General features: G+C 60.3%; 19 protein-coding genes and 2 pseudogenes. 11 read left to right on the plus strand and 10 right to left on the minus strand.

The genetic code is table 11. From position 1 onward, the window contains the following. Positions 1 to 172 precede the first annotated feature (172 nt). From BLS75_RS11745 to BLS75_RS11780, 8 genes and pseudogenes are all read left to right on the plus strand, one after another. A pseudogene (locus tag BLS75_RS11745) lies at positions 173 to 937 on the plus strand (ATP-binding cassette domain-containing protein); the annotation flags it as partial. A 49-nt stretch (positions 938 to 986) separates the two neighbouring features. Continuing rightward, a complete protein-coding gene (locus BLS75_RS11750; RefSeq protein ID WP_011063271.1) occupies positions 987 to 1,760 on the plus strand; it encodes a transporter substrate-binding domain-containing protein in 774 nt (257 codons plus the stop codon). A gap of 51 nt (positions 1,761 to 1,811) precedes the next feature. Then, the gene (locus BLS75_RS11755; RefSeq protein ID WP_053153682.1) at positions 1,812 to 2,525 is read left to right on the plus strand and encodes an ABC transporter permease; all 714 of its coding nucleotides are present in this window, start codon (positions 1,812 to 1,814) and stop codon (positions 2,523 to 2,525) included. Positions 2,526 to 2,534: 9 nt separating this feature from the next. Continuing rightward, positions 2,535 to 3,224 (plus strand): ABC transporter permease, encoded by a 690-nt coding sequence (locus tag BLS75_RS11760; protein ID WP_072450911.1) that lies wholly within the window; start codon positions 2,535 to 2,537, stop codon positions 3,222 to 3,224. A 43-nt stretch (positions 3,225 to 3,267) separates the two neighbouring features. Continuing rightward, positions 3,268 to 4,449: a pyridoxal phosphate-dependent aminotransferase gene (locus tag BLS75_RS11765; RefSeq protein ID WP_011063274.1), complete on the plus strand. Its 1,182-nt coding sequence runs from the start codon at positions 3,268 to 3,270 to the stop codon at positions 4,447 to 4,449. A 108-nt stretch (positions 4,450 to 4,557) separates the two neighbouring features. Continuing rightward, the gene (locus BLS75_RS11770; protein ID WP_053159991.1) at positions 4,558 to 6,303 is read left to right on the plus strand and encodes an amidohydrolase; all 1,746 of its coding nucleotides are present in this window, start codon (positions 4,558 to 4,560) and stop codon (positions 6,301 to 6,303) included. Next, on the plus strand, positions 6,303 to 7,229 hold the full coding sequence (locus BLS75_RS11775) for a CobW family GTP-binding protein (RefSeq protein ID WP_072450912.1): 927 nt from the start codon (positions 6,303 to 6,305) through the stop codon (positions 7,227 to 7,229). The genes BLS75_RS11770 and BLS75_RS11775 overlap by 1 nt, the downstream gene beginning before the upstream one ends. 165 nt (positions 7,230 to 7,394) lie before the next feature. Then, entirely contained in the window at positions 7,395 to 8,096 is a 702-nt protein-coding gene (locus BLS75_RS11780; RefSeq protein ID WP_019094240.1) for a hypothetical protein, read from the plus strand. 100 nt (positions 8,097 to 8,196) lie between these two features. On the opposite strand, the gene BLS75_RS11785 is transcribed toward BLS75_RS11780, so the two are convergent. Further along, on the minus strand, positions 8,197 to 9,552 hold the full coding sequence (locus BLS75_RS11785) for a serine hydroxymethyltransferase (RefSeq protein WP_015636911.1): 1,356 nt from the start codon (positions 9,550 to 9,552) through the stop codon (positions 8,197 to 8,199). Between the two features lie 527 nt (positions 9,553 to 10,079). Between BLS75_RS11785 and BLS75_RS11790 the strand changes: the two genes are divergently transcribed. Continuing rightward, positions 10,080 to 10,682, plus strand: coding sequence for a helix-turn-helix transcriptional regulator (locus tag BLS75_RS11790; RefSeq protein WP_072450991.1), 603 nt, complete (start codon positions 10,080 to 10,082; stop codon positions 10,680 to 10,682). Further along, a complete protein-coding gene (locus BLS75_RS11795; RefSeq protein ID WP_019094238.1) occupies positions 10,669 to 11,550 on the plus strand; it encodes a queuosine precursor transporter in 882 nt (293 codons plus the stop codon). The genes BLS75_RS11790 and BLS75_RS11795 overlap by 14 nt, the downstream gene beginning before the upstream one ends. Before the next feature lie 94 nt (positions 11,551 to 11,644). Here the strand turns inward: BLS75_RS11795 and queC are convergent, their stop codons facing one another. The 7 genes from queC to cyoA all read right to left on the minus strand — a co-directional run bounded on the left by queC (position 11,645) and on the right by cyoA (position 18,001). Continuing rightward, the gene (gene queC / locus BLS75_RS11800; RefSeq protein ID WP_072450913.1) at positions 11,645 to 12,343 is read right to left on the minus strand and encodes a 7-cyano-7-deazaguanine synthase QueC; all 699 of its coding nucleotides are present in this window, start codon (positions 12,341 to 12,343) and stop codon (positions 11,645 to 11,647) included. Positions 12,344 to 12,463: 120 nt separating this feature from the next. After that, entirely contained in the window at positions 12,464 to 13,018 is a 555-nt protein-coding gene (locus tag BLS75_RS11805; RefSeq protein WP_072450914.1) for a cytochrome b, read from the minus strand. Positions 13,019 to 13,176: 158 nt separating this feature from the next. Then, positions 13,177 to 14,064 (minus strand): heme o synthase, encoded by an 888-nt coding sequence (gene cyoE / locus BLS75_RS11810; protein ID WP_011063283.1) that lies wholly within the window; start codon positions 14,062 to 14,064, stop codon positions 13,177 to 13,179. A gap of 10 nt (positions 14,065 to 14,074) precedes the next feature. Continuing rightward, entirely contained in the window at positions 14,075 to 14,404 is a 330-nt protein-coding gene (cyoD, locus tag BLS75_RS11815) for a cytochrome o ubiquinol oxidase subunit IV (protein ID WP_011063284.1), read from the minus strand. Further along, positions 14,405 to 15,031 (minus strand): cytochrome o ubiquinol oxidase subunit III, encoded by a 627-nt coding sequence (locus BLS75_RS11820; protein WP_011063285.1) that lies wholly within the window; start codon positions 15,029 to 15,031, stop codon positions 14,405 to 14,407. A 3-nt stretch (positions 15,032 to 15,034) separates the two neighbouring features. After that, complete coding sequence (cyoB, locus tag BLS75_RS11825; protein WP_011063286.1) at positions 15,035 to 17,053, minus strand: cytochrome o ubiquinol oxidase subunit I; 2,019 nt, start codon at positions 17,051 to 17,053, stop codon at positions 15,035 to 15,037. A 3-nt stretch (positions 17,054 to 17,056) separates the two neighbouring features. Further along, positions 17,057 to 18,001, minus strand: coding sequence for a ubiquinol oxidase subunit II (gene cyoA / locus BLS75_RS11830; protein WP_011063287.1), 945 nt, complete (start codon positions 17,999 to 18,001; stop codon positions 17,057 to 17,059). A gap of 27 nt (positions 18,002 to 18,028) precedes the next feature. On the opposite strand from cyoA, the pseudogene BLS75_RS32790 reads away from it, so the two are divergent. After that, a pseudogene (locus tag BLS75_RS32790) lies at positions 18,029 to 18,223 on the plus strand (hypothetical protein); the annotation flags it as partial. A 574-nt stretch (positions 18,224 to 18,797) separates the two neighbouring features. Here BLS75_RS32790 and BLS75_RS11840 read toward each other — a convergent pair. Both BLS75_RS11840 and hmpA read right to left on the minus strand, forming a co-directional pair. Further along, positions 18,798 to 19,307, minus strand: coding sequence for a disulfide bond formation protein B (locus BLS75_RS11840; RefSeq protein WP_011063288.1), 510 nt, complete (start codon positions 19,305 to 19,307; stop codon positions 18,798 to 18,800). A 363-nt stretch (positions 19,308 to 19,670) separates the two neighbouring features. Then, positions 19,671 to 20,852 carry an NO-inducible flavohemoprotein gene (gene hmpA / locus BLS75_RS11845; protein ID WP_072450915.1) on the minus strand — a complete coding sequence of 394 codons (1,182 nt, stop codon included), beginning with the start codon at positions 20,850 to 20,852 and terminating at the stop codon, positions 19,671 to 19,673. Positions 20,853 to 21,005 lie beyond the last annotated feature (153 nt).

Consider the following 21,005-nt stretch of genomic DNA (forward strand, 5'->3'; position numbering starts at 1 on the left):
AAAAAAAAGCCCATTACTGAAAAAAATTACCGTGTCCCACTAAAAATGCTCGATTGACCCGCCGCCGTCGATGGCTAATTCTCAAGCCCTACCCTGTGCCGGGTACTGCCCGGCCATCGCACAATAACAAGAGGGTCGACCCTTGCAATCGCAGCCCAACTCCGTCAATCCCGTGGTGGCGATCGATGATCTGCACAAGAGCTACGCCGATCACCACGTGCTCAAGGGCATCGCCCTGCGCGCCAATGAAGGCGAAGTGGTGTCGTTGATCGGTTCCAGCGGCTCGGGCAAAAGCACCCTGCTGCGCTGCATCAACCTGCTGGAGATTCCCTGCAGCGGCAGCCTGCGCATCAATGGCGAAGAAGTGCGCATCAGGACCGACCGTGCCGGCAACCCGCAGGTCGCCGACCCGGCCCAGGTGGCGCGCCTGCGCACCCAGTTGAGCATGGTGTTCCAGAGCTTCAACCTGTGGCCTCACCGCACCGTCCTGGAAAACGTCATCGAAGCGCCGGTGTATGTCCTCGGTGAAGACCGCAAGGACGCCATCGCCCATGCCGAGCACCTGCTGGAAAAGGTCGGCCTGGCCAACAAGCGCGACGCTTTCCCTTCCTTTCTCTCCGGCGGCCAGCAACAGCGGGTGGCCATCGCCCGGGCCCTGGCCATGCGCCCCCAGGTGCTGTTGATGGACGAACCGACCTCGGCCCTGGACCCGGAACTGGTGGGCGAAGTGCTCAAGGTCATCCAGGGCATCGCCGAGGAAGGCCGTACCATGATCCTGGTGACCCACGAAATGGCCTTTGCCCGGGATGTGTCGAGCAAGGTGATGTTCCTTCACCAGGGGCTGGTGGAAGAAGAAGGGCCCCCCCAGCAAGTGTTCCTCAACCCGGTCAGCGAGCGCTGCCGGCAATTCGTCATGGCTCAGGAAAACCGCGTCTGACGTTTCGCTTCAATCCTTGAAAACAACAACTTCGATAAAGGGTAAAGCCATGAAAAACCTGCTCAAGGTGCTCGCCACCGGTTGCCTGTTCAGTGCACTGGCCAGCCACGCCGTGGCCGCCGACAAGATCGTCTTCGGCATCGCCCTGGAACCCTACCCGCCGTTCTCGATGAAAAGCGGCAACGGCGACTGGAGCGGCTTCGAACCGGAGCTGATCAAGGCTCTGTGCGACCGCATGCAGGCCCAGTGCCCACTCAAGGAAGTGGCCTGGGACGGCCTGATCCCGGCCCTGCAATCGAGCCAGATCGACGCCATCCTCAACTCCCTGAGCATCACCGACGAACGGGAAAAGGTCATCGATTTCTCTGCGCCCTACTACCAGACCCCGGCCATGTGGGTCGCCGACCAGAGCCTGGAGCTGGTCACCACCCCCGAAGGCCTCAAGGGCAAGCTGATCGGCGTGCAGGGTTCGACCTCCAACGCGACCTTCGCCAAGACCTACTACGGCAAGACCTCGACCCTGCGCTACTACACCACCCAGGACGACATGATCGCCGACCTGCAGAGCGGGCGCATCGACGTGATGCTGGCCGACGCCCTGACCATCGAGCCGATCCTCAAGACCGCGGCCGGCGCCGGTCTGGCGGACAAGGGCCTGGCGCCCAAGGACCCGCTGTTCGGTTCCGGCATCGGGGTCGGCCTGCGCAAGGGTGACAGCGCCCTGCAGCAGCGGATCAACACCGCCCTGGCCTCGCTCAAGGCCGATGGCACCTACGACAAGATCCGCAGCCGCTACTTCAGCGTCGACATTTCTGCCAACTAAGCCGTCCGGCCGGCCCGTTTGCGCGGGCCGCCGGCGTTGACTGGATACGTCATGATTTCTCTGTCCGACCTTTCCCAACTGTTCGTCGCCGACGGCTGGCTCGGCGCCCTGGCCCAGGGCGCGCTGGTGTCCCTGCAGATTTCCGCCGGGGCCTTTGTGCTCGGCCTGGGCATCGGCCTGCTGGTGGCGATGATCAAGCTCAAGGGCCCGCGCTGGCTGGTGAAGCTGGCCAACGCCTACACCACCCTGTACCGGGCCATGCCCGAACTGCTGCTGATTCTGCTGCTCTACTACGCCGGCACCGACCTGCTGAACATGGCCATGGCCGCCATGGACCGGCCGAGTGTCACGGTCAACGGCTTCATTGCCGCGGTACTGGTGCTGGGCATCGTCCAGGGCGCCTATTCGGCGGAGATCATCCGTGGCGCGATCCAGGCCATCCCCCACGGTCAGATCGAAGCGGCCCGGGCCTACGGCATCGAGCGCTGGCTGCTGGTGCGGCGCATCCTGTTGCCGAGCATGCTGCCCTACGCCATGGCCGGGCTGTCGAACCTGTGGCTGGTGCTGGTCAAGGACAGCGCACTGATCAGCATCGTCGGCTACAGCGAGCTGCTCTCGGTGGGCAAACAGGCGGCCGGTTCCACCAAGCATTACCTGGTGTTCTACCTGGCGGTCGCGGCCTTCTATTTCGTCATCACCCTGGTGTCCGGCAGCGTGTTCCGCGTGCTCGAACGACGCACCAACCGCTGGCTGCCCCAGCACTAGGAGGCTCGGATGGACTTTTCCTGGATCAACGGTTTTTCCGCCGAGCTGCTGCGCGGCCTGGGCATCACCCTCAAGCTCCTGCTGCTGAGCGGAATCTGCGGCTTTGCCCTGGCAGTAGTGGTGGGCCTGGGCCGGGTGTCGCGCAACCCTCTGATTCGTGCGCCGATGCAGTTCTACATCAGTGTGTTTCGCGGCACCCCGCTGCTGGTGCAGATCTACATCCTCTATTACGGGGTCGGCAGCCTGTTCGCCGCCTACCCGCCGATCCGCGGCAGCTTTCTCTGGCCCTACCTGCGCGAAGGTTTCTGGTATGTGGCCTTGGCCCTGACCCTGAGTGTCGGCGCCTACGTCGGCGAAGTGCTGCGTGGCGGCCTGCGGGCCGTGCCACGAGGCGAGCTGGAAGCCGCCCGCGCCTATGGCATGGGCCACTGGCTGACCCTGCGCCGGGTGTGGCTGCCCCGGGCCCTGGAACTGGTGCGCCCGACCCTGGTGGGGGAATGTGTGCTGCTGCTCAAGGCCACTGCACTGGCGTCCACCGTGGCGGTCACCGACCTGCTGGGCGCGGCCAACCTGGTACGGGCACAGACCCTGAAAGTCTACGAGCCGCTGCTGGCCGTGGCACTGATCTACATCGTCCTGGCCTTTGTCATCGAACATCTGTGCGCACGCCTGGGCAAGGTCCCCCAGCGTCAGGCCTGAACCCATTCATTGCGCGGGCAGCGAGGCCCGTGAGGAGAACAACATGCGTTACTCACCTTTCGTACAGCGCATCAGCGGCGAATCCGTCAGCGCCTGGGACATCCACTACGCAGCCATCGAGGCCCGTGGTCGCGGCGAAGACGTGATCGTGCTCAGCGTCGGCGACCCGGACTTCGCCACCGACGAGCGCATCAGCGCCGCCGCCAGTGCCGCCCTGGAGCAAGGCGACACCCACTACACCCACGTCCTCGGCCGCCCGGCCCTGCGTGAGGCCATCGCCGCCAAGCAGCGCCGCCTGCTGGGCATCGAGGTCAGCGCCGACAACGTGGCGCTGGTGGCGGGTGCGCAGAACGGCTTGTTCGCCACATCGCTGTGCCTGTTCAGCAGCGGCGACGAAGTGCTGGTGCCAGAACCCATGTACCTGACCTACGAGGCCTGCATCCACGCCTCGGGGGCGCAGATCGCCTGCGTCCAGCAGCCGGCGGCCAATGGCTTTCGCCTGACCGCCGCGGCCCTGGAAGCGGCGCTCACCGACAAGACTCGCGGCATCGCCCTGGCCACCCCGTGCAACCCCACCGGCAACGTCTACAGCCGTGAGGAGCTGGAAGCCGTGGCCGAGGTGGCGCGCAAGCATGACCTGTGGGTGATCTCCGACGAGGTCTACGGGCAACTGACCTACGACCGCGAACACCTGAGCATCGCTTCACTGCCGGGCATGGCCGAGCGCACGGTGATCCTCAACAGCCTGTCGAAAACCCATGCCATGACCGGTTGGCGCGTGGGCTGGGTGATCGCCCCGCCGGCCCTGGTCGGGCATCTGGACAACCTCTTGCTGTGCATGCTCTACGGCCTGCCGGGGTTTATCCAGGAAGCCGCGCTCAAGGCCCTGGAGCTCGATGAAGAAGTGATCGGCAGCGCCCGCGAGGTCTATCGCCGGCGCCGCGACCTGGTGGTGGCGGGCCTCAAGCAGGTGCAACTGCTGGACTGCCGCGAGCCGGAAGCCGGGATGTTCATGCTGGTGGACGTACGCCGCACCGGCCTGTCGAGCATGGATTTCGCCTGGCAGCTGTTCCGCGCCACCGGGGTCTCGGTGCTCGACGCCCAGGCTTTCGGCGCCAGTGCCGAAGGCTTCGTGCGGATCTCCTTCACCGTCGCCGACGAGGTGCTCAAGGACGCCTGCCAGCGCATTGCCGGCTTTGTCGAAACCCTGGGCGCACAACGCTGAATGCATGACCCGGGCCGCCCAGCGGCCCTGGTACCTCCGACAAGAACACTGCTGCGCCTTACTTTTTTGCCCACCTTTGAAGGGCCCCCTGCTTGAGAGGTTGACCCCGTGACCGCTTCCGACCAATTCAACTCCACCCATAGCGCCGTCGATCAATACGCTGAACTGGTGCTGCACAACGGCCGGATGTACACCCTCGATCCGGCCCAGCCCTGGGCCGACGCCGTGGCCATCCGCCAGGGCAAGCTGATCGCGGTGGGCAGCCTCGCCTCCCTGGCTTCGCTGATCGGCCCCAACACCCGCCAGCACGATCTGGACGGGGCCTTCTGCATGCCCGGCCTGCATGACATGCACACCCACCCGGACCTGGCCCTGGCCCCGCGCTACGCCGACGACCTGGACGTGGGCATCGAAGACCCGACCCCGGAGCAACTGGCAGCCGCGATCCACGCCTATGCCGACAGCCATCCCGGCGACGGCTGGATCTACGGCCAGTACTGGGTGCGCTACACCTTCCGCGAAGCCGGGCTGACCCCGGGCCGCGAATGGCTCGACAGCGTCATGCCGGACCGCCCGGTGGCCCTGCTGGACCGCATGTGGGGGACCATGATGGTCAACTCCAAGGCCCTGGAACTGGCCGGCATCGACCGCCACACCAGCGACCCGCGCAACGGCTACCTGGAGCGCGACGAGCTGACCGGCGAACCCAACGGCTTGTTGATCGACGGGGCCTACGCCCTGATCCATGCCGCCATGCCGCCGACTCCGGTGTCGGTGCTGCGCCGTGCCTATCGCGATGGCGTGCACTTCCAGACCTCTCGCGGGGTCACCGCCACCAAGTACGTGCACGTCTGCGAAAACCGCCTGCAGGCCCTCAAGGAACTGGACGATGCCGGCGAGCTGACCCTGCGGGTGGAAGCCGCCATCAGTTGGCAGGACGACATCTTCCCGGTGCGCCGGCGCTGGGAACTGCTCAGTGGCGAGCGGCATTTCTATCGCAGCGCGCGCCTGAGTGCCAACGCGGTGAAGTTCCACTTCGATGGCACCGTGGAGCCCAAGTCCTCCTACCTGCTGACCCCCTGGCCGGAAGAGTCGAGCTGGCGCGGCAAGCTCAACCTGACCCCGGAACACATCACCGACATGGTGGTGGACATGGACAAGCGCGGCCTGCGGGTGATCGCCCACTGCACCGGCGACGGCGCCTCCGACGTGTTCCTCGATGCCGTGGCCGAGGCCCGGCGGCGCAACGGCAACAGCGGCATCCGTCACCAATGCGCCCACAGCACCCTGCTGCACCCGGGCAACCTCAAGCGCTTCCAGGCCCTGGACGTGATCGCCGAGTTCTCTCCGGCGGCCTGGTACCCGACGCCATTCGCCAGCGGCGCACGCTCCGGCTACGGCCAGGAACGCCTCAAGCGCATCTATGACTTCAAGGGCGTGCTGGCAGCCGGTGGCATCGCGGTGTTCGGCACCGACTGGCCGGTGGCGTCCATCGATCCATGGCTGGCCCTGGAAACCATGGTCACCCGGCAGAACCCGTGGAACCAGGAACCCGACACCTTCGGTGACCCCATCAGCCTGGAACAGGCCCTGCAAGTGGCGACCCTCAACGGCGCCCATGCCATGGGCCTGGAACACCTGACCGGCAGCCTGGAGGCCGGCAAGTCGGCGGACCTGATCGTCCTCGACCGCGACCTGTTTGCCCAGGGCGCACGCAACTACATCCACCACACCCAGGTGCAACTGACCTTCGTCGAGGGGCAACTGGTCTACGACCGCCAGGGCACCTTCAGCGACACCCCGCTGCAAGCGGTGTGGGAAGGCCTGCCACCGGTGATCGAGGGCAAGGAATAATGAACAGCACCCCGAGCATCCCGGTAACCGTGGTTGCAGGCTTTCTCGGCGCCGGCAAGACCACCCTGCTCAACCGCATGGTGCAACGCGCCGACAGCGGCCGGCTAGCGGTGATCGTCAACGATTTCGGCGAGCTGAACATCGATGCGGCGATCATCGCCGAGGTCACCGACGCGGTGTACAGCCTGCAGAACGGCTGCATCTGCTGCACCGTGCAGGAGGACCTGCTGGCGCAACTGGTGAGCCTGTCCAAGCTGCGCCCGGCCCTGGAGCGAATTGTCATCGAGTGCAGCGGCGTCTCCGACCCGCAGCGCATCGTGCAGACCATCGGCTACCCGCAACTGCGCAACCGCCTGCACCTGGACGCGGTGATCACCCTGGTGGACGCCAGCGGCTACCAGGGCCTGGAAGGGGAAATGGCCCGCCTGTCCCGAGCCCAGGTGGCCTGCGCGGACTGGGTGCTGCTGAACAAGGCCGATCTGGTGGATGCCGAGCAATTGCAGAGCATCCGCACCAGCCTCGGCAATCGCGCCCCGGTGTTCGACACGGTGCAGGCCGAGCTGCCCCCCGAGCTGCTGCTGGCGCCGCCGGTGCGCTCCACCGAAGTGCTATTCAAGGCCCTGCCCCAGGCCCACGACCAGTTGTTCGAAAGCTGGGTGTGGAAAAGCTCGCGACCGCTGCAACCCAAGGCTTTGCGGGACTGGCTGGCGCGCCTGCCCGCCGACCTGCTGCGCCTCAAGGGCCTGGTGCGCCTTGAAGGCAATGAACAACCTTATTGGTTGCAGCATGTGGGCAGCCGCAGCCAGTTCACCCTGGCCGCCGACCAGCCCACCGAGCATGCCGCGCAATTGGTATTCATCGCCCGCCGGGGCAGCGATCTGCGCCAGGAACTGGAGGCTGGGGTCAGCGATACACAAGTGCTTTGAACGACAGGGAATCTGTGGCGCGTAGGCCGGTCTGAGAGAGGCGCGGCTGCCGGGCCGTCGCTTGGTCCGTGACAATAGGGCCCGGGTCCAATAGATTAGGCGCCCCCGAAAATCCCCCTGGGCCTTTCGCGCCTCAAACCTGTTAAACCAAGTAGTGGATGTTCAATGCCTGATTCCAACACCGAAGAATCCGTAGTCGCCTTGTCCAACAAGGCCGAATACGAAAACGCCATTCATCTTTCACAACACGTGTCCCAGGCCAAGACCATCAGCGAGATGGTGCTCGACGCCTTCCACACCTCGAAAGAAAGTGACCAGATTCGCGAACTGCGCGCAGCGATTCGCCAGGCCCACGACCGCTTTGACGACGACACCGCCTATGAACTCATGGGCCAGCTCAAGCAGCTCAAAGACGCCGAGGCCGCCGACCTCGCCGCCCTGGAAGACCTGAGCAAGAAATTCCCCATCAGCCGGATTCTCTCCAGCTACAAGGAGGATCCGGATTTCCAGGAGCTGGTCTACGGCCTGGCCCTGAAGGTGCTGAACCAGACCCACCAGGCCATCAGCAACCCCAGCGGCGGCAAGAGCAAGGCGCGTCCGAAGAAGGAAATGGAAGTGTTCGCCATCAGCAAGGACGGCGTCAGCGTCACCCTGCCGATGCGCCCGCGCTCCAAGGCCAACGTCGACCGTGAAGCCTTCGAATTCCTCGGCTTCAGCTTTGTCGGCGAAGGCGACGAGGCGGAACTGGAAAGCGAGATGTTCCTCGACAAGGATGGCAACGAACAGCAGGCCACCCGCAAGAACATCGTTACCGCGATCCAGCAGCAGACTGCGTTCGAAGGCTACAGCGCGCAACAACAGCTGTAACCCGCCGCTGCAGGAGCGAGCTTGCTCGCGAAGCGCCAGCACAGCCTTCTGCAGACCTGAAAAGCCCCGTATTCCAGCGTGAAGACGGGGCTTTTTTTCTTCAGCGATCCCCGTACTCAAGGATGGGGTACATCGCACACAACGCCTCGGTCTCCAGCCGGAAGCGCTCCTGCTGCGCGGGCTCCAGAACGTATGGCTGCTCGCCCCGCGGCTGCAGCTGATCCAGTATCCGGCACACCAGGTCGACGATCTGCCGACAGCCCTGGGGGTCCACATAGCGCTGTGCGATGGAGCCCGTGCCGATACACAAGCCATTGGCGGCAAATGACGATCGAGTCTCCCCCGGTGCGCGTTTTTTGCTGACAATGATTCCGCACTTTTCCAATGCCGATTCGGCGAGGGAGCCGCTGATACCCTTAGGCAAGCGCAACAGGATCGTGTGGTTTTCCGTCCCGCCGCCCATTACCTCGTAGTCCCGCGCCATGAACGCGCAGGCCATTTCATCCGCCGTGGCGCGAATCCGCCCCATGTAGGCATCGAACTGTGCAGACATGGCATAGCCCAGCGCGGCCGCCTTGGCGGCGATCATGTTGACTGCAGGCGCCCCCTGCATCCCGGGGAAAACTGCCTGGTCGAGCACCCGACGAAAGCTCGACCTCAGGCCGGGCACCTTGGTGTCCGCGTCCCGCCCGGAAAGAATCAGGCCGCCGCGTGGCCCGGCGAGCTGTTTGTGGGTGCAAGTGGTGGTGACGTGCGCCACATCGATCGGGCTCGGATGACGCCCCGTGGCAACCAGGCCGGCGATATGGGAGATGTCGGCAAGGACGATGGCCCCGGCTTCATCGGCAATGTCGCGAAAACGCTGGAAGTCCACGACCCGCGAATAAGCCGTTGCCCCACAGATGATGATGCGCGGGCGGTGGGCCATCGCCAGCTGACGTACCTCCTGGTAGTCGATGGTGCCCTGGGCCGTGGTGCCGTAGCGGATCGCCTTGTAGTGGGCACCGGTAAAAGCGAGGGAGCTGCCGTGGGTCAGGTCGCCGCCATGATCCAGGGCCATCCCGAGCAGGGTGTCCCCCGGCTCAAGCAGCGCGGACAACACCTGGTAGTTGGCGTTCGAGGCCGAGTGCGATTGCACCGCGGCGTATTGCGCGGCAAACAGCTCCCGTGCCCTGCGGATCGCCAGGGATTCCACCAGATCGACGTTTTCGCACCCGGCGTGATGGCGTTTGCCCGCAACCCCCTGCGCCGTCACGTTGACCAGCGCCGAGGCCGAGGCGGCAAGGCTTCTGGGGGTGGCTGCACAGGAAGATGAAACCAGGGAAAGCGTGCGTTGTTGCCGGCTTACTTCAGCGTCCAGGATCCTGGCCAGCTCGGCGTCTTCTGTTCGCAGGTCCGCCAAGCCACATCGCAGCAAGTCGGCCTGGTTCCTCAGTGGTTCGGTATCGGCTGCCATAAATCTGTGCCCCTTCCTTGAGTGCTGCGCGCCACGAACGAGGGCGTGCTTCCTGGGTTTTACGTTCGTTGGTGTGAGTCGGGCTGATCCGGGCCCTGGGTCAAGACTGTATAAGGCGTAACAGAATTAATCAAAAAATTAAACATCCTCAAAGTTAAATGCTTCTTTTTTGAAGTAAAAAGACATCGGCGCAGCCTTGCCGGTGCAAGCCTCAGGGCGGGAGTGGTGATGCCCACCCCCTGGGGCTTTATTGTCATGGCTGACGCATGCAACACTTGTCCGTTGCGGCCCCGTGCAAACCGGCCCCTCTCAGCGACTTGATCGCCCACAGTCCCCGTAGCGAAGTATCCCAGGACGGATACAGGCTGGCTAAAGGAGCACTAGCGAATTACCAGACAACACAAAAGCAACTGACAGGCTTCTGCCACAATGATCCCGCTATTGGCGCCAGGCAATCGATGTCATGCGCGATGTGAACGCTAAAAAATTCGATGCATTACGACTATAAGGAAATGGTGAGGCATTTGATGCACAGAAGAGAAAGAACAGAGTATTTAAAAAGCAATATCAAATACCTGATTAAAAGTCGCGGAGAGACACAACTGTCTTTATGCAACGCCAGTGGCCTGACCAGAACAACCATATACAACATCCTGGAAGGCAAGGTCAGCAACGTCCAGCAGTCCACCATTCGAAAAATCTCCGACTTCTTCGGTATTTCCTATGAGGAAATAGAAACCGTCGACTTTGAAGAGAAGGAGATCATCGAAAGCAGCATTTCCCCGCAAGGGAACATGAACCCGGCTGCTGTTCCGATCCTCAAGGAAAGCCAGTTGATGGTCAACATGGATAAACGTATTGGCGAACTCGCCACTTGTTTCCCATTGACCTACTACTTCGGTACATCCTCTAACTTGATAGCCGTGCGCCTGGAAAACGATATCAAGGGCATGTATGAGGTCGGCGGCCTGTTGATCGTGCAAAAGGGGACGATCACCGATGAAAAGGAAAAACTGGCTTACGACAAACAGGCCAGGAAACTGCTGATCATGAACGAGGTCGTCTTCGACCCGGATCGTATATCTGTCGTCGGCGATATCATTGAGGAACGCTTCAATGACTGCCTATGAAGGTGATATCGAGAACAGCAAGTACAAGCTTCTGGGGTTTGAGAACAATAAAAACCTGGCCGTGATCATGATCATCGACACCGGCAAGGTCATAAAAATAAAGCTGAGCGAAGTAGTGAACAGCGAAATAATGGATAACTTGAACAAAATGGAAGTTAAAAACCTGTATAAAAAGTTCTACTCCCAAGGAGGAACACTTACTGCATACGACTTGAACGACCGCAATGAAAACTCATGGATGATCTACATCATCCTCAACCTGCTGCTCTTTACCTTTTATATTTTCACCAGCATCGCTGCAACAAAGCCGATCTACCTTGAGTCCCTCGACATCATTATTACCCCGGGCACCTTTCTGTACCCTCTGACATTCCTGATCGTTGACCTGCTGAACGAGAACTTCGGACTCAGGCTCGCCAGAAGAGCCATTCTGTTTGCATTTGCAAGCAACGCCATGATCATCATCCTGCTCTACGCGTCCACGTTTCTCCCCGGGCTTCCAGGCTGGAAACTCGATACACCTTATAACGACGTTATTATCCAGGTGTCGTCTGTACTGGTAGCGTCTTCCGTTTCCTTCCTTGTTTCTGAAAACATAAACTCATATTTGCTGTGCAAGATAAAGGAACTCACAAACTCCAGATTCCTATTTCTGCGGATATTCCTCAGCACCTTGTTTGCGGTCATCATCGACAGCTTCGTGTTTTGCTACATCGCATTCTATGGAGCCATGCAAAACAACGACATCCTGAACATGATTTATGTTCAGATCGCGATCAAGGTCTGTTTTGCATTCTTCAATATATTGCCCGCCTATGGCGCACGATCACTGTTCAAGAGATACATAACGGATAGCCAGGCAAAATGATCGATCGCTGTTTGTAGAGCAACGCCGGAGCTCAACACCTATCTGCCAGGCAGGTTCAGTGTTGGGCTCCAAGGGCAGCAAGCGGCTCAAATCCTCACTTCAGACCCATCTTGCTCTTCAGGCTATCCATGACTTGCGTCTTGTTCTCCAGATAAGCGTTCAAGCCTTTTGCCCGCAGATTGCAGGCGTCGCAGTTGGCGCAGCCACTGCCCATGATGCCGTTGTAGCAAGTCAGGGTTTGCTCGCGAACCAGCTCCAGTTGATTGTGGTAGTCCGCCAGGGCCCAGGTTTCTGCCTTGTTCAGCCACATCAGCGGAGTCTCGAGGCGCAACTTGTACTCCATGCCCAGTTCGAGGGCCTTGTTCAAGGCCTTTACAAATTCATCGCGGCAATCGGGGTAACCCGAGAAATCGGTCTCGCACACTCCGGTAATCACGGTCTCGGCTTTTACCTGATAGGCGTAGATAGAGGCCAGGGTAAGGAACAGGATATTTCTTCCGGGTACAAAGGTACTGGGCAAGCTCTCGCCTGAGCTGTTCACCGTGGGCACCGGAATGTTGTCCCGAGTGAGGCTGCTGATCGCCAGTTCGTTGAGCAACGAAGCGTCCAGCACTTTGTGCACGGTCGCCCCCAACTGCTTGGATAGCCGCTGCGCGGTCTCGATTTCCGCGTGGTGCCGCTGGCCATAGTCGAACGTAATGCAGTGCACTTCGTCATAGAACGGCAAGGCGTGGATCAGACAGGTTGTCGAGTCCTGTCCGCCGCTGAACACGATAACCGCTGTTTTCTTCATCATTCTGCTTCCTGCATGAGTTGGGTCATTTGAATAGTTGGGCAGCCCACGCAAGGGCTCTCAATAAAATACCCCGCGCGTCTCTCGAAGGCGGGGCTTTTCCGTGTTCGGGTGCGCGGCTCACGCCGAGTGTGCACTGCCGGCCATGCGCCGCAGAATATGCCCCTGGCCCTTGATGCAGTGCAGGACCAGCGCCGCCACATGGCCGACGATCAGCACCAGCAGGGTCCAGCCCAGGAGGCTGTGGAAATTGTTGCCCAGCTCGGTCATCCACTGGATCTTCGGCCCGTCGAAGCCGTTCATTACCGGCAGACCGAAGGCGGAAAAGGCACGGCCCGAACCGTACTGACGCAACAGGCCGAGAAACGGAATGGCAAACATCCCGGCATACAGCAGCCCATGCCCCAGGGTTGCTGCAAGGTTGAGGCTCGGCGGCCGGCGATGACGGTTCAACAGGCTCCAGACCACACGCACCAGCAGCAGGGCCATCAACAGCAGGCCGACTTGCTTGTGGGTCGGCCAGAGGAACTTGTCCAGGGCCGAATCGGCCAGCAGGTAATGCGCACTGGTGGTGCTGTAGATCCAGGCAAAGGCCAGGGCCATGGCCCAGTGCAGTCCGCGACTGATGACGCCATAGCGCGCCTTCGAGTCGTACAGTTCAATACGGTTTTCCATTGCATCCACTCAGGTTCTATCCACGAACGGCGCATTTTACCCGGCCAGGCCAGGCCTTCGGGCCGAAAAACTTTAAATGATGTGACCATCAACCCAGCGCAATGAAAAAAGCCCCGCGCTTCTTGCGAAGGCGGGGCTTTTCCTGTGGCCTGGACAGCTTAGTGTGCGTAGGTCAGCAGGAGCTCGGTCGGGGCCTTGAAATCCACCGACATCATCACGCTCAGCGCGGTGATGGTGAAGATCGAGAACACGAAGAGCTTGCGCGCCCACACGGTGTCATCCACTGCCTTGTAGCCGGTCCAGGCCATGTACAACCAGTACATGCCCATGGCCGCCGCTACCGCCAGGTAGCTCATGCCGGCGTAACCGCTGAAGGTCAGCATCAGGGTCGCCACCAGGAATGCCAGGATGTAGAGCAGGATGTGCTTCTTGGCCACGCGGATGCCACGCTTCACTGGCAGCACCGGAATCGATGCGGCCAGGTAATCGTTGAAGCGGAAGATCGCGATGGCGTAGGAATGCGGCATCTGCCACAGGCTGAACATCACCAGCAGGGTCAGCGCAGCCATGTCGAAGCTGTTGCTGACCGCGACATAGCCGATCACTGGCGGCATGGCTCCGGACAGGCTGCCCACCAGCGTGCCGTGAACCGACTTGCGCTTGAGGTACAGGCTGTAGAAGCCGACGTAGATGACAAAGCCGATTACCGCGAACAACGCGGCCAACGGGTTGGCCACGTAGTACAGCAGGGCGACGCCGGCGACACCGAGGATAGAGGCATAGACCAGTGCCACTTCCAGGGAAATCAGGCCCTGGACCAGCACGCGGTTCTTGGTGCGCTCCATCTTCAGGTCGATGTCACGGTCGATGCAGTTGTTGAACACGCAACCGGACGCTACCACCAGCGAGGTGCCGATCATGGCGGCCAGGAAAATGGCCAGATCGACATGCCCTTTCGAGGCCAGGAAGAACCCGCCTGCCACAGAAAGCACGTTACCGAAAATGATCCCCGGTTTGGTGATTTGGATAAAGTGCTTGAGCGACATCGGGTTTACCTCACTTCGCCATCATGACGGTGTGGATGCTGAACATGATCCACAACGACAGACCAACCAGCAGAACAATGACCAACGCGGCGAAGATGAACGCCACCACGTTGTTGCGCTGTGCTTCGGAACGGTCCAGGTGCAGGAAGTACACCAGGTGCACCAGCACCTGGATGACTGCGAACGCCAGGACGATCCACAGGGTCACGTCTTTGGGCAGCGATGGGTACATCACCAGACCGAACGGGATCAGTGTCAGGATGACCGACAGGATGAAGCCGATGGCGTAGGACTTGACGCTGCCGTGACCGGCTTCGTCGTGGGAGTGTGTGTTGGCCATTTACATAGTCCCCATCAGGTAAACAACGGTGAATACGCAGATCCACACCACGTCCAGGAAGTGCCAGAACAGGCTCAGGCAGCTCAGACGGGTCTTGTTGGTCGCCGTCAGGCCGTTTTTCTGCACCTGGTACATCATGATCGCCATCCAGATCAGACCGCTGGTCACGTGCAGACCGTGGGTACCGACCAGGGTGAAGAACCCGGACAGGAAGCCGGAACGGCTAGGGCCATAGCCTTCGGAGATCAGCAGATGGAACTCGTTGATCTCCATGCCGATGAAGCCCAGGCCGAACAGGAAGGTCATGGCCAACCAGCCCAGTACCTGCTTCTTGTTGCCCCGGAAGAACGCCAGCATGGCGAAGCCGTAGGTGATCGAACTGAACAGCAGCAGGGCGGTTTCACCCAGTACGTATGGCAGTTCGAAGATGTCGTGGCCCGACGGGCCACCCGCTACGTTGTTAACCAGTACCGCGTATACCGCGAAGATCGACGCAAACAGAATGCAGTCGGTCATCAGGTAGAGCCAGAAACCGAATACGGTCATCTCGCCCGAGTCGTGGTGATGGTCATCGTGCCCATGGTCATCGACATGGGCGTGTCCAGCATTGGTCACTAAGTTCGACATGGATTAAGCCTGTTCCAACGAGGTTTCAACACGGGTAGCCGGGATCTTGTTCTCCGATACCAGACGCTTGTGCTGTTCGGCTTCGATGCGCTCGATCGTTTCGACCGGCACCATGTAGCCTTGATCATCACGGGCAGCGTGGATCGCGAAATAGATCACGGTGCCGGCCAGGCTTGCGATGGCCAGCCACCAGATGTGCCAGATCATGGCGAAACCGAACACGGTCAGCAGAGCCCCCATGACCAGACCGGTAGCGGTGTTGTTGGGCATGTGGATCGGCTGGTAGCGGCCAGGCTGCGCGTAGGCAGTGCCGTTTTCCTTGGCTTCGGTGAACGGATCGATGCCTTCGGCTTTCGGCAGTACCGCGAAGTTGTAGAACGGAGGTGGCGACGAGGTCGACCATTCCAGGGTGTGAGCGTTCCAAGGGTCGCCGGATACACACATGTTCTGCTTGCGGTCACGCACGCTGACGTACAGCTGGATCAGCTGGCAGGCGATACCCACGGCGATCATCACCGCACCCACCATGGCGACGTACAGGTACGGCACCCACTCAGGGTTGGTGGTGGCGTTCAGACGACGGGTCATGCCCATGAAGCCCAGTGCATAGAGCGGCATGAACGCGACGAAGAAGCCGGAGATCCAGAACCAGAACGCAGCCTTGCCCCAACCTTCATGCAGCTTGAAGCCGAAGGCTTTCGGGAAGTAGAAGCTGAAGCCGGCGATGTAGCCGAATACCGCGCCGCCGATGATCACGTTGTGGAAGTGAGCGATCACGAACAGGCTGTTGTGCAGAACGAAGTCGGCACCCGGAATGGCCAGCAGTACGCCGGTCATGCCGCCGATGGCGAAGGTCACCATGAAGCCCAGGGTCCACAGAACCTGGCTGGTGATGCGCAGACGGCCGTGGTAGATGGTGAACAGCCAGTTGAACAGCTTCACCCCCGTCGGAATCGAGATCAGCATCGTCGCCAGGCCGAAGAAGGCGTTGACGCTGGCCCCCGAACCCATGGTGAAGAAGTGGTGCAGCCAGACCATGAAGCCCAGTACCGAGATCGCGCCGGAAGCGTAGATCATCGAATGGTGGCCGAACAGGCGCTTGCCGGAGAAGGTCGAGATCACTTCAGAGAAGATACCGAACGCCGGCAGGATCAGGATGTACACCTCGGGGTGACCCCAGGCCCAGAACAGGTTCACGTACATCATTGGATTGCCACCAAGTTCATTGGTGAAAATGTGGAAATCCATGTAACGGTCAAGCGTCAGCAGTGCCAGGGTAGCGGTGAGGATCGGGAATGAAGCCACGATCAGCACGTTGGCCCAGGTGCAGGTCCAGGTGAAGATCGGCATGTCCATCATCTTCATGCCCGGGGTACGCATTTTCAGCACGGTGGCCAGGAAGTTGACCCCCGTTAGCGTTGTCCCCAGCCCTGATAGCTGTAGCGCCCAGATGTAGTAGTCCACACCCACGCCCGGACTGTATTGCAAGCCCGACAGCGGCGGATAGGCAACCCAGCCGGTCTTGGCGAATTCGCCAACGCCCAGGGACAGGTTGATCAGCACCACGCCCGAAACCAGCAGCCAGAAGCTCAGGGAGTTGAGGAACGGATAGGCCACGTCACGCGCGCCGATCTGCAGCGGCACGACAAGGTTCATCAGGCCGGTGAAGAATGGCATCGCCATGAAGATGATCATGATCACACCGTGGGCGGTGAAGATCTGGTCATAGTGTTCAGGTGGCAGGTAGCCAGGCGAACCCTCGGTGGCCATGGCCAGCTGGGTACGCATCATGATGGCGTCGGCAAAACCACGCAGCAGCATGACCATGGCGACGATGATGTACATCACACCGATTTTCTTGTGGTCGACGGACGTCAGCCACTCGGTCCACAGATAGGTCCACTTCTTGAAGTAGGTGATTGCCGCGAACAGCGCCACGCCACCGAGCAGAATCATGGCAACGGTGACCATGACAATCGGCTCGTGGAACGGAATCGCTTCCAGACTTAATTTACCAAACATCGTTTACTCCTCTGCCCCGGCAGCTGAATGCGAACTCACGTCCATCCCTTCCGTTGCGGCCACTTCCTTTTCTTTCTTCTCGTGCTTGAGCGGCTTGCCCGGTTTCATGCCTTCATACTTGTCGATGACGGTCTGGAACAGGTTTGGCGCGTAGGCGGAGTAGAGCTCTACAGGATTGTTCTGGCTTGGCTTGGAAAGGGCTTCGTATTCAGCGGTGTCCAGCTGTTTAGGTGCCTTCTTGACTTCGTTTACCCAGGCGTCGAAATCTTCCTGACTGGTAGCGATCGCTTTGAACTTCATGCCGGTGAAACCCGCGCCGCTGTAGTTGGCGGAGATACCTTCAAGTTCGGTGTTCTGGTTGGCAATCAGGTGCAGCTTGGTGGTCATGCCCGCCATCGCGTAGATCTGGCCGCCCAGGCCCGGGATGAAGAACGAGTTCATCACGGTGTCGGAGGTCACGCGGAAGTTCACCGGGGTATGGGCCGGGAAAACGATCTTGTTGACGGTGGCGATCCCTTGGTCGGGATAGATGAACAGCCACTTCCAGTCCATGGCGACCACTTCGATGGTCACTGGCTTGACGTCGGAATCCAGCGGACGGTACGGGTCCAGGGCGTGGGTCGACTTGTAGGTGACATAACCCAGGGCAATGATGATGAGCACCGGAACCAGCCACACCGCGATCTCGATCTTGGTGGAGTGGGACCACTTCGGCGCGTAGGTCGCGTCCTTGTTGGAGGCGCGGTATTTCCAGGCGAAGGCGAAGGTCATGATGATGACCGGCACAACCACCAGCAGCATCAGGATGGTTGCCGTGATGATCAGGTTTCGTTCATCCAGACCGACCTGACCCTTGGGATCGAGCAAGGTCCACTTGCAGCCTCCCAGCATTAACATGCCGAGCAGCGGCAATAAGCCTAGTAATCTGGGGTACCTGTTTTTACTCATCTCACGACCTCTAAAGCAGCTTGCGCAATGCAGTTGGGTTTTGATCGCCAACACTTCACCCTGCCAAGGGTTGGCATTTTTCTTCAATTGAATAAGGGCCTGCCCGTTGCGTTAAGCGCTCAACGACACATCCCGGGCTAGCAGTGGTTCTTATTCGATCTCGTGGTCAAAGGCCTTGTTACAGACCAATTCCATTTGGTGCGGAAGTTTGGAAGGCGCCGACACCCGCAGTCGCATGGAGCGCTCTATCCGCCCCTCGACCGTCCTCGTGTGCTCAGGGTTGAGCAGCGTCGGAAATTCAGTGCGGGCGATTGTAGATATGTCGCGTTTTATAAACCATGTCTTATCCCGAAATAATTTTTATCCCATGGCGCAACAATCCCTCATGATTGTTGCGAAGGATCGCAATCATAGCGATTTTCATTTGCAACAAAAAGCCCCAAAAAGGACCTGAAACACCCCCCTTCCAGGACTCTCGATCCCCCCTGAGGGCCGCCTTCCATCAGGCTTCACCCCTTGTAAAACGGGCGCTGTGAAGATTTGTATCGATAGCAGGCTATGGTTCTCGGCCGACAGGCTCGCGTACACAAACTGACAGGCTCTCATTGAACCAGCGCGCCAGAATGCAGTCTGTTGCAGCGACTCAACCGCCCCTCTGCGACCGCGGCACTGTGACAACATGTCGCACTTTTGCCGCACCTGCGCTTGCCGCAAATCACGGACTTTTCAGGTGCCGAATGAACGGCACAAAAAAGCCCCGGCCCTCCCATGGGGAGCCGGGGCTTTTACGGGCGAATCAGTAGGTTTTCTTGCGATTGCGCACCACACCCAGAGGCACCAGGATCACCGTCAGCACGAACGCCACCAGCGCCCACTGGGCCAGGGACAGACCCAGGATCGGCGGGTACGGCGTGGAGCAGAAACCGTCCACCTGAAAGCCCAGGGGGAAGATCTTGGCCAATGGCAAGCTGTCGACAATCGGCTGCAGTACATCGATGCCACAGCTCACCGAGGGGTAGAACTGGGTGTACACATGGTGCCCGGCCACGCCCGCGCCGGCGAGGGCGCAGATGACCACCAGGGTTTCCATGACCGTGACCCCACGTCGCGAACTCATCGCCGCGCCGATGAAGGCAAACAGTGCAATCAGCAGCAAGGCATAACGCTGCAGGATGCACAGCGGGCACGGCGCCTCGCCCAGCACCACCTGCATGTACAGGGCTCCGCCGATCAGTGCCAGGCAAATAATCCCCAGCAGCACCAGGAAACGCCGCTCGCGTCCCAAACCCAGTCTGTCGTCACTCATCCCTATTCCTTTTTCTGTTGTGTTCAGCCTGCCCCCGAGACCCGAGGCGGCAGACCGAGATTGTCTTCGATGAACCCGTCGATCGCGTGCAGGCCAATGCTCGCAGAGGCACACCCGGCTGCCGGGAAGTCTACACGTTGAACATGACCTTTGAATGCAGGGACGTACAGCGCCACTGCAACGCGGCTTCGGGCGCTTTGCCAGTTGCGGACAATAGCGACAAGCAGGTTAAGAGTGGATTAACCGCCATACCAAATACGCCGAGAATAAAGGCGGTTTCGGGAAAATCAGCGAATGCCGGAGTCACATGAAACGAAGGGGAGAGAGAAAAGGCCGGCGCCCGTGGGGAGCCGGCCGGGGTGGTTATTCCAGGGCCGCTGCCGGACCGAAGAACTCATAGCGGCTCTGCTGCTCGGGAATGCCCAGGGCCTGAAGGTGGCGCTTGACCGCGGCCATGAAACCCTTGGGCCCGAGGAAGTAGGCGTCCAGGTCGCGTTGCTCCGGCAGCCACTCGGCCAGTTGCTCGCGGGTCAGCATGCCCAGCTTGTCCGCCGCCGGGCTGACACCGTCATCCTCGGCGTAGCAATAGAAGCGCTTGAGCTGTGGATACCGCTGGGCCAGTTCATCGACCCAGTTGCGAAAGGCATGCACCTGGCCGTTGCGGGCGCAGTGGATGAAATGCACCGGACGCTCGGTGGCCAGCGCCGCCTCCAGCATCGGCAGGGTTGGAGTGATGCCCACCCCGCCGCTGATCAGCACCAGCGGTTTGTCGCTGGCCGCCAGGGTGAACTCCCCCGCAGGAGGGAACAGCATGACGCTGCTGCCCACCGGGCATTGGTCATGCAGGTAGTTGGAGGCCACGCCGCCGGTTTCGCGCTTGACGCTGATGCGGTACTGGCCCTGGTTGGAAAGTGCCGAGAGGGAGTAGTTACGACGGATTTCCTCGCCCCCTATAAAGAGCTGCAAACCGATGTACTGCCCCGGTTCAGCGGCGAGGATCGGCCCCTGGTCCAGCGGTTCGAAATAAAAGGAGGTGATTTCCGCGCTTTCTTCCACCTTCTGCACCAGCCGGAACTCACGGGCACCGCGCCAGCCGCCGGGGGCCTGGGCTTTCTCGTCGTAGATCGCCGCCTCGGCGCCGATCAGGATATCCGCCAGCTGGTTATAGGCGGCGGCCCAGGCATCGATCACTTCCTGGGTGGCGATCTCGCTGCCCAGCACTTCGGAAATGGCCCGCAGCAGGCAACCGCCAACGATGGGGTAATGTTCCGGAAGGATCTGCAAGGCGACGTGCTTGTTGATGATCTTGGCCACCAGGTCCCCCAACTGGTCCAGTTGGTCGATGTGCCGTGCATACATCAGAACACCATTGGCCAAGGCCCTGGGCTGATCGCCGCTGGCCTGATGCGCCTGGTTGAACAGTGGCCGCACTTGCGGGTACTCGGAGAGCATCATCCGGTAGAAGTGGGTAATCAGGGCTTCGCCGCCGCTTTCGAGCAGGGGCACAGTGGCTTTGATAATGGCACGATCTTGAACGCTTAGCATAAGGACAACTCCTGGACTTTATGACTGCTTGCAGGTTTCCTATGCCCAATCAGTTTTCGTGCCAGAAATAAATACGTTAAATATCAACAAGTTAAAATAAATATAGTCATAAAGACACTCTGTCTTTTATAGTCATTAAGACACCACGGAGTC

Origin of the sequence: Pseudomonas sp. NFPP12, assembly GCF_900103205.1 — a bacterium.
Taxonomy (GTDB): Bacteria; Pseudomonadota; Gammaproteobacteria; order Pseudomonadales; family Pseudomonadaceae; genus Aquipseudomonas; species Aquipseudomonas protegens.

Coding starts and splice junctions, on each gene's coding strand:
- BLS75_RS11750 (WP_011063271.1), top strand. CDS start 987: ATGAAAAACCTGCTCAAGGTGCTCGCCACCGGTTGCCTGTTCAGTGCA.
- BLS75_RS11790 (WP_072450991.1), top strand. CDS start 10,080: ATGCACAGAAGAGAAAGAACAGAGTATTTAAAAAGCAATATCAAATAC.
- BLS75_RS11795 (WP_019094238.1), top strand. CDS start 10,669: ATGACTGCCTATGAAGGTGATATCGAGAACAGCAAGTACAAGCTTCTG.
- BLS75_RS11780 (WP_019094240.1), top strand. CDS start 7,395: ATGCCTGATTCCAACACCGAAGAATCCGTAGTCGCCTTGTCCAACAAG.
- BLS75_RS11820 (WP_011063285.1), bottom strand. CDS start 15,031: ATGTCGAACTTAGTGACCAATGCTGGACACGCCCATGTCGATGACCAT.
- BLS75_RS11760 (WP_072450911.1), top strand. CDS start 2,535: ATGGACTTTTCCTGGATCAACGGTTTTTCCGCCGAGCTGCTGCGCGGC.
- cyoA (WP_011063287.1), bottom strand. CDS start 18,001: ATGAGTAAAAACAGGTACCCCAGATTACTAGGCTTATTGCCGCTGCTC.
- queC (WP_072450913.1), bottom strand. CDS start 12,343: ATGAAGAAAACAGCGGTTATCGTGTTCAGCGGCGGACAGGACTCGACA.
- cyoD (WP_011063284.1), bottom strand. CDS start 14,404: ATGGCCAACACACACTCCCACGACGAAGCCGGTCACGGCAGCGTCAAG.
- BLS75_RS11840 (WP_011063288.1), bottom strand. CDS start 19,307: ATGAGTGACGACAGACTGGGTTTGGGACGCGAGCGGCGTTTCCTGGTG.
- BLS75_RS11805 (WP_072450914.1), bottom strand. CDS start 13,018: ATGGAAAACCGTATTGAACTGTACGACTCGAAGGCGCGCTATGGCGTC.
- BLS75_RS11765 (WP_011063274.1), top strand. CDS start 3,268: ATGCGTTACTCACCTTTCGTACAGCGCATCAGCGGCGAATCCGTCAGC.
- BLS75_RS11785 (WP_015636911.1), bottom strand. CDS start 9,552: ATGGCAGCCGATACCGAACCACTGAGGAACCAGGCCGACTTGCTGCGA.
- BLS75_RS11775 (WP_072450912.1), top strand. CDS start 6,303: ATGAACAGCACCCCGAGCATCCCGGTAACCGTGGTTGCAGGCTTTCTC.
- BLS75_RS11755 (WP_053153682.1), top strand. CDS start 1,812: ATGATTTCTCTGTCCGACCTTTCCCAACTGTTCGTCGCCGACGGCTGG.
- hmpA (WP_072450915.1), bottom strand. CDS start 20,852: ATGCTAAGCGTTCAAGATCGTGCCATTATCAAAGCCACTGTGCCCCTG.
- cyoB (WP_011063286.1), bottom strand. CDS start 17,053: ATGTTTGGTAAATTAAGTCTGGAAGCGATTCCGTTCCACGAGCCGATT.
- cyoE (WP_011063283.1), bottom strand. CDS start 14,064: ATGTCGCTCAAGCACTTTATCCAAATCACCAAACCGGGGATCATTTTC.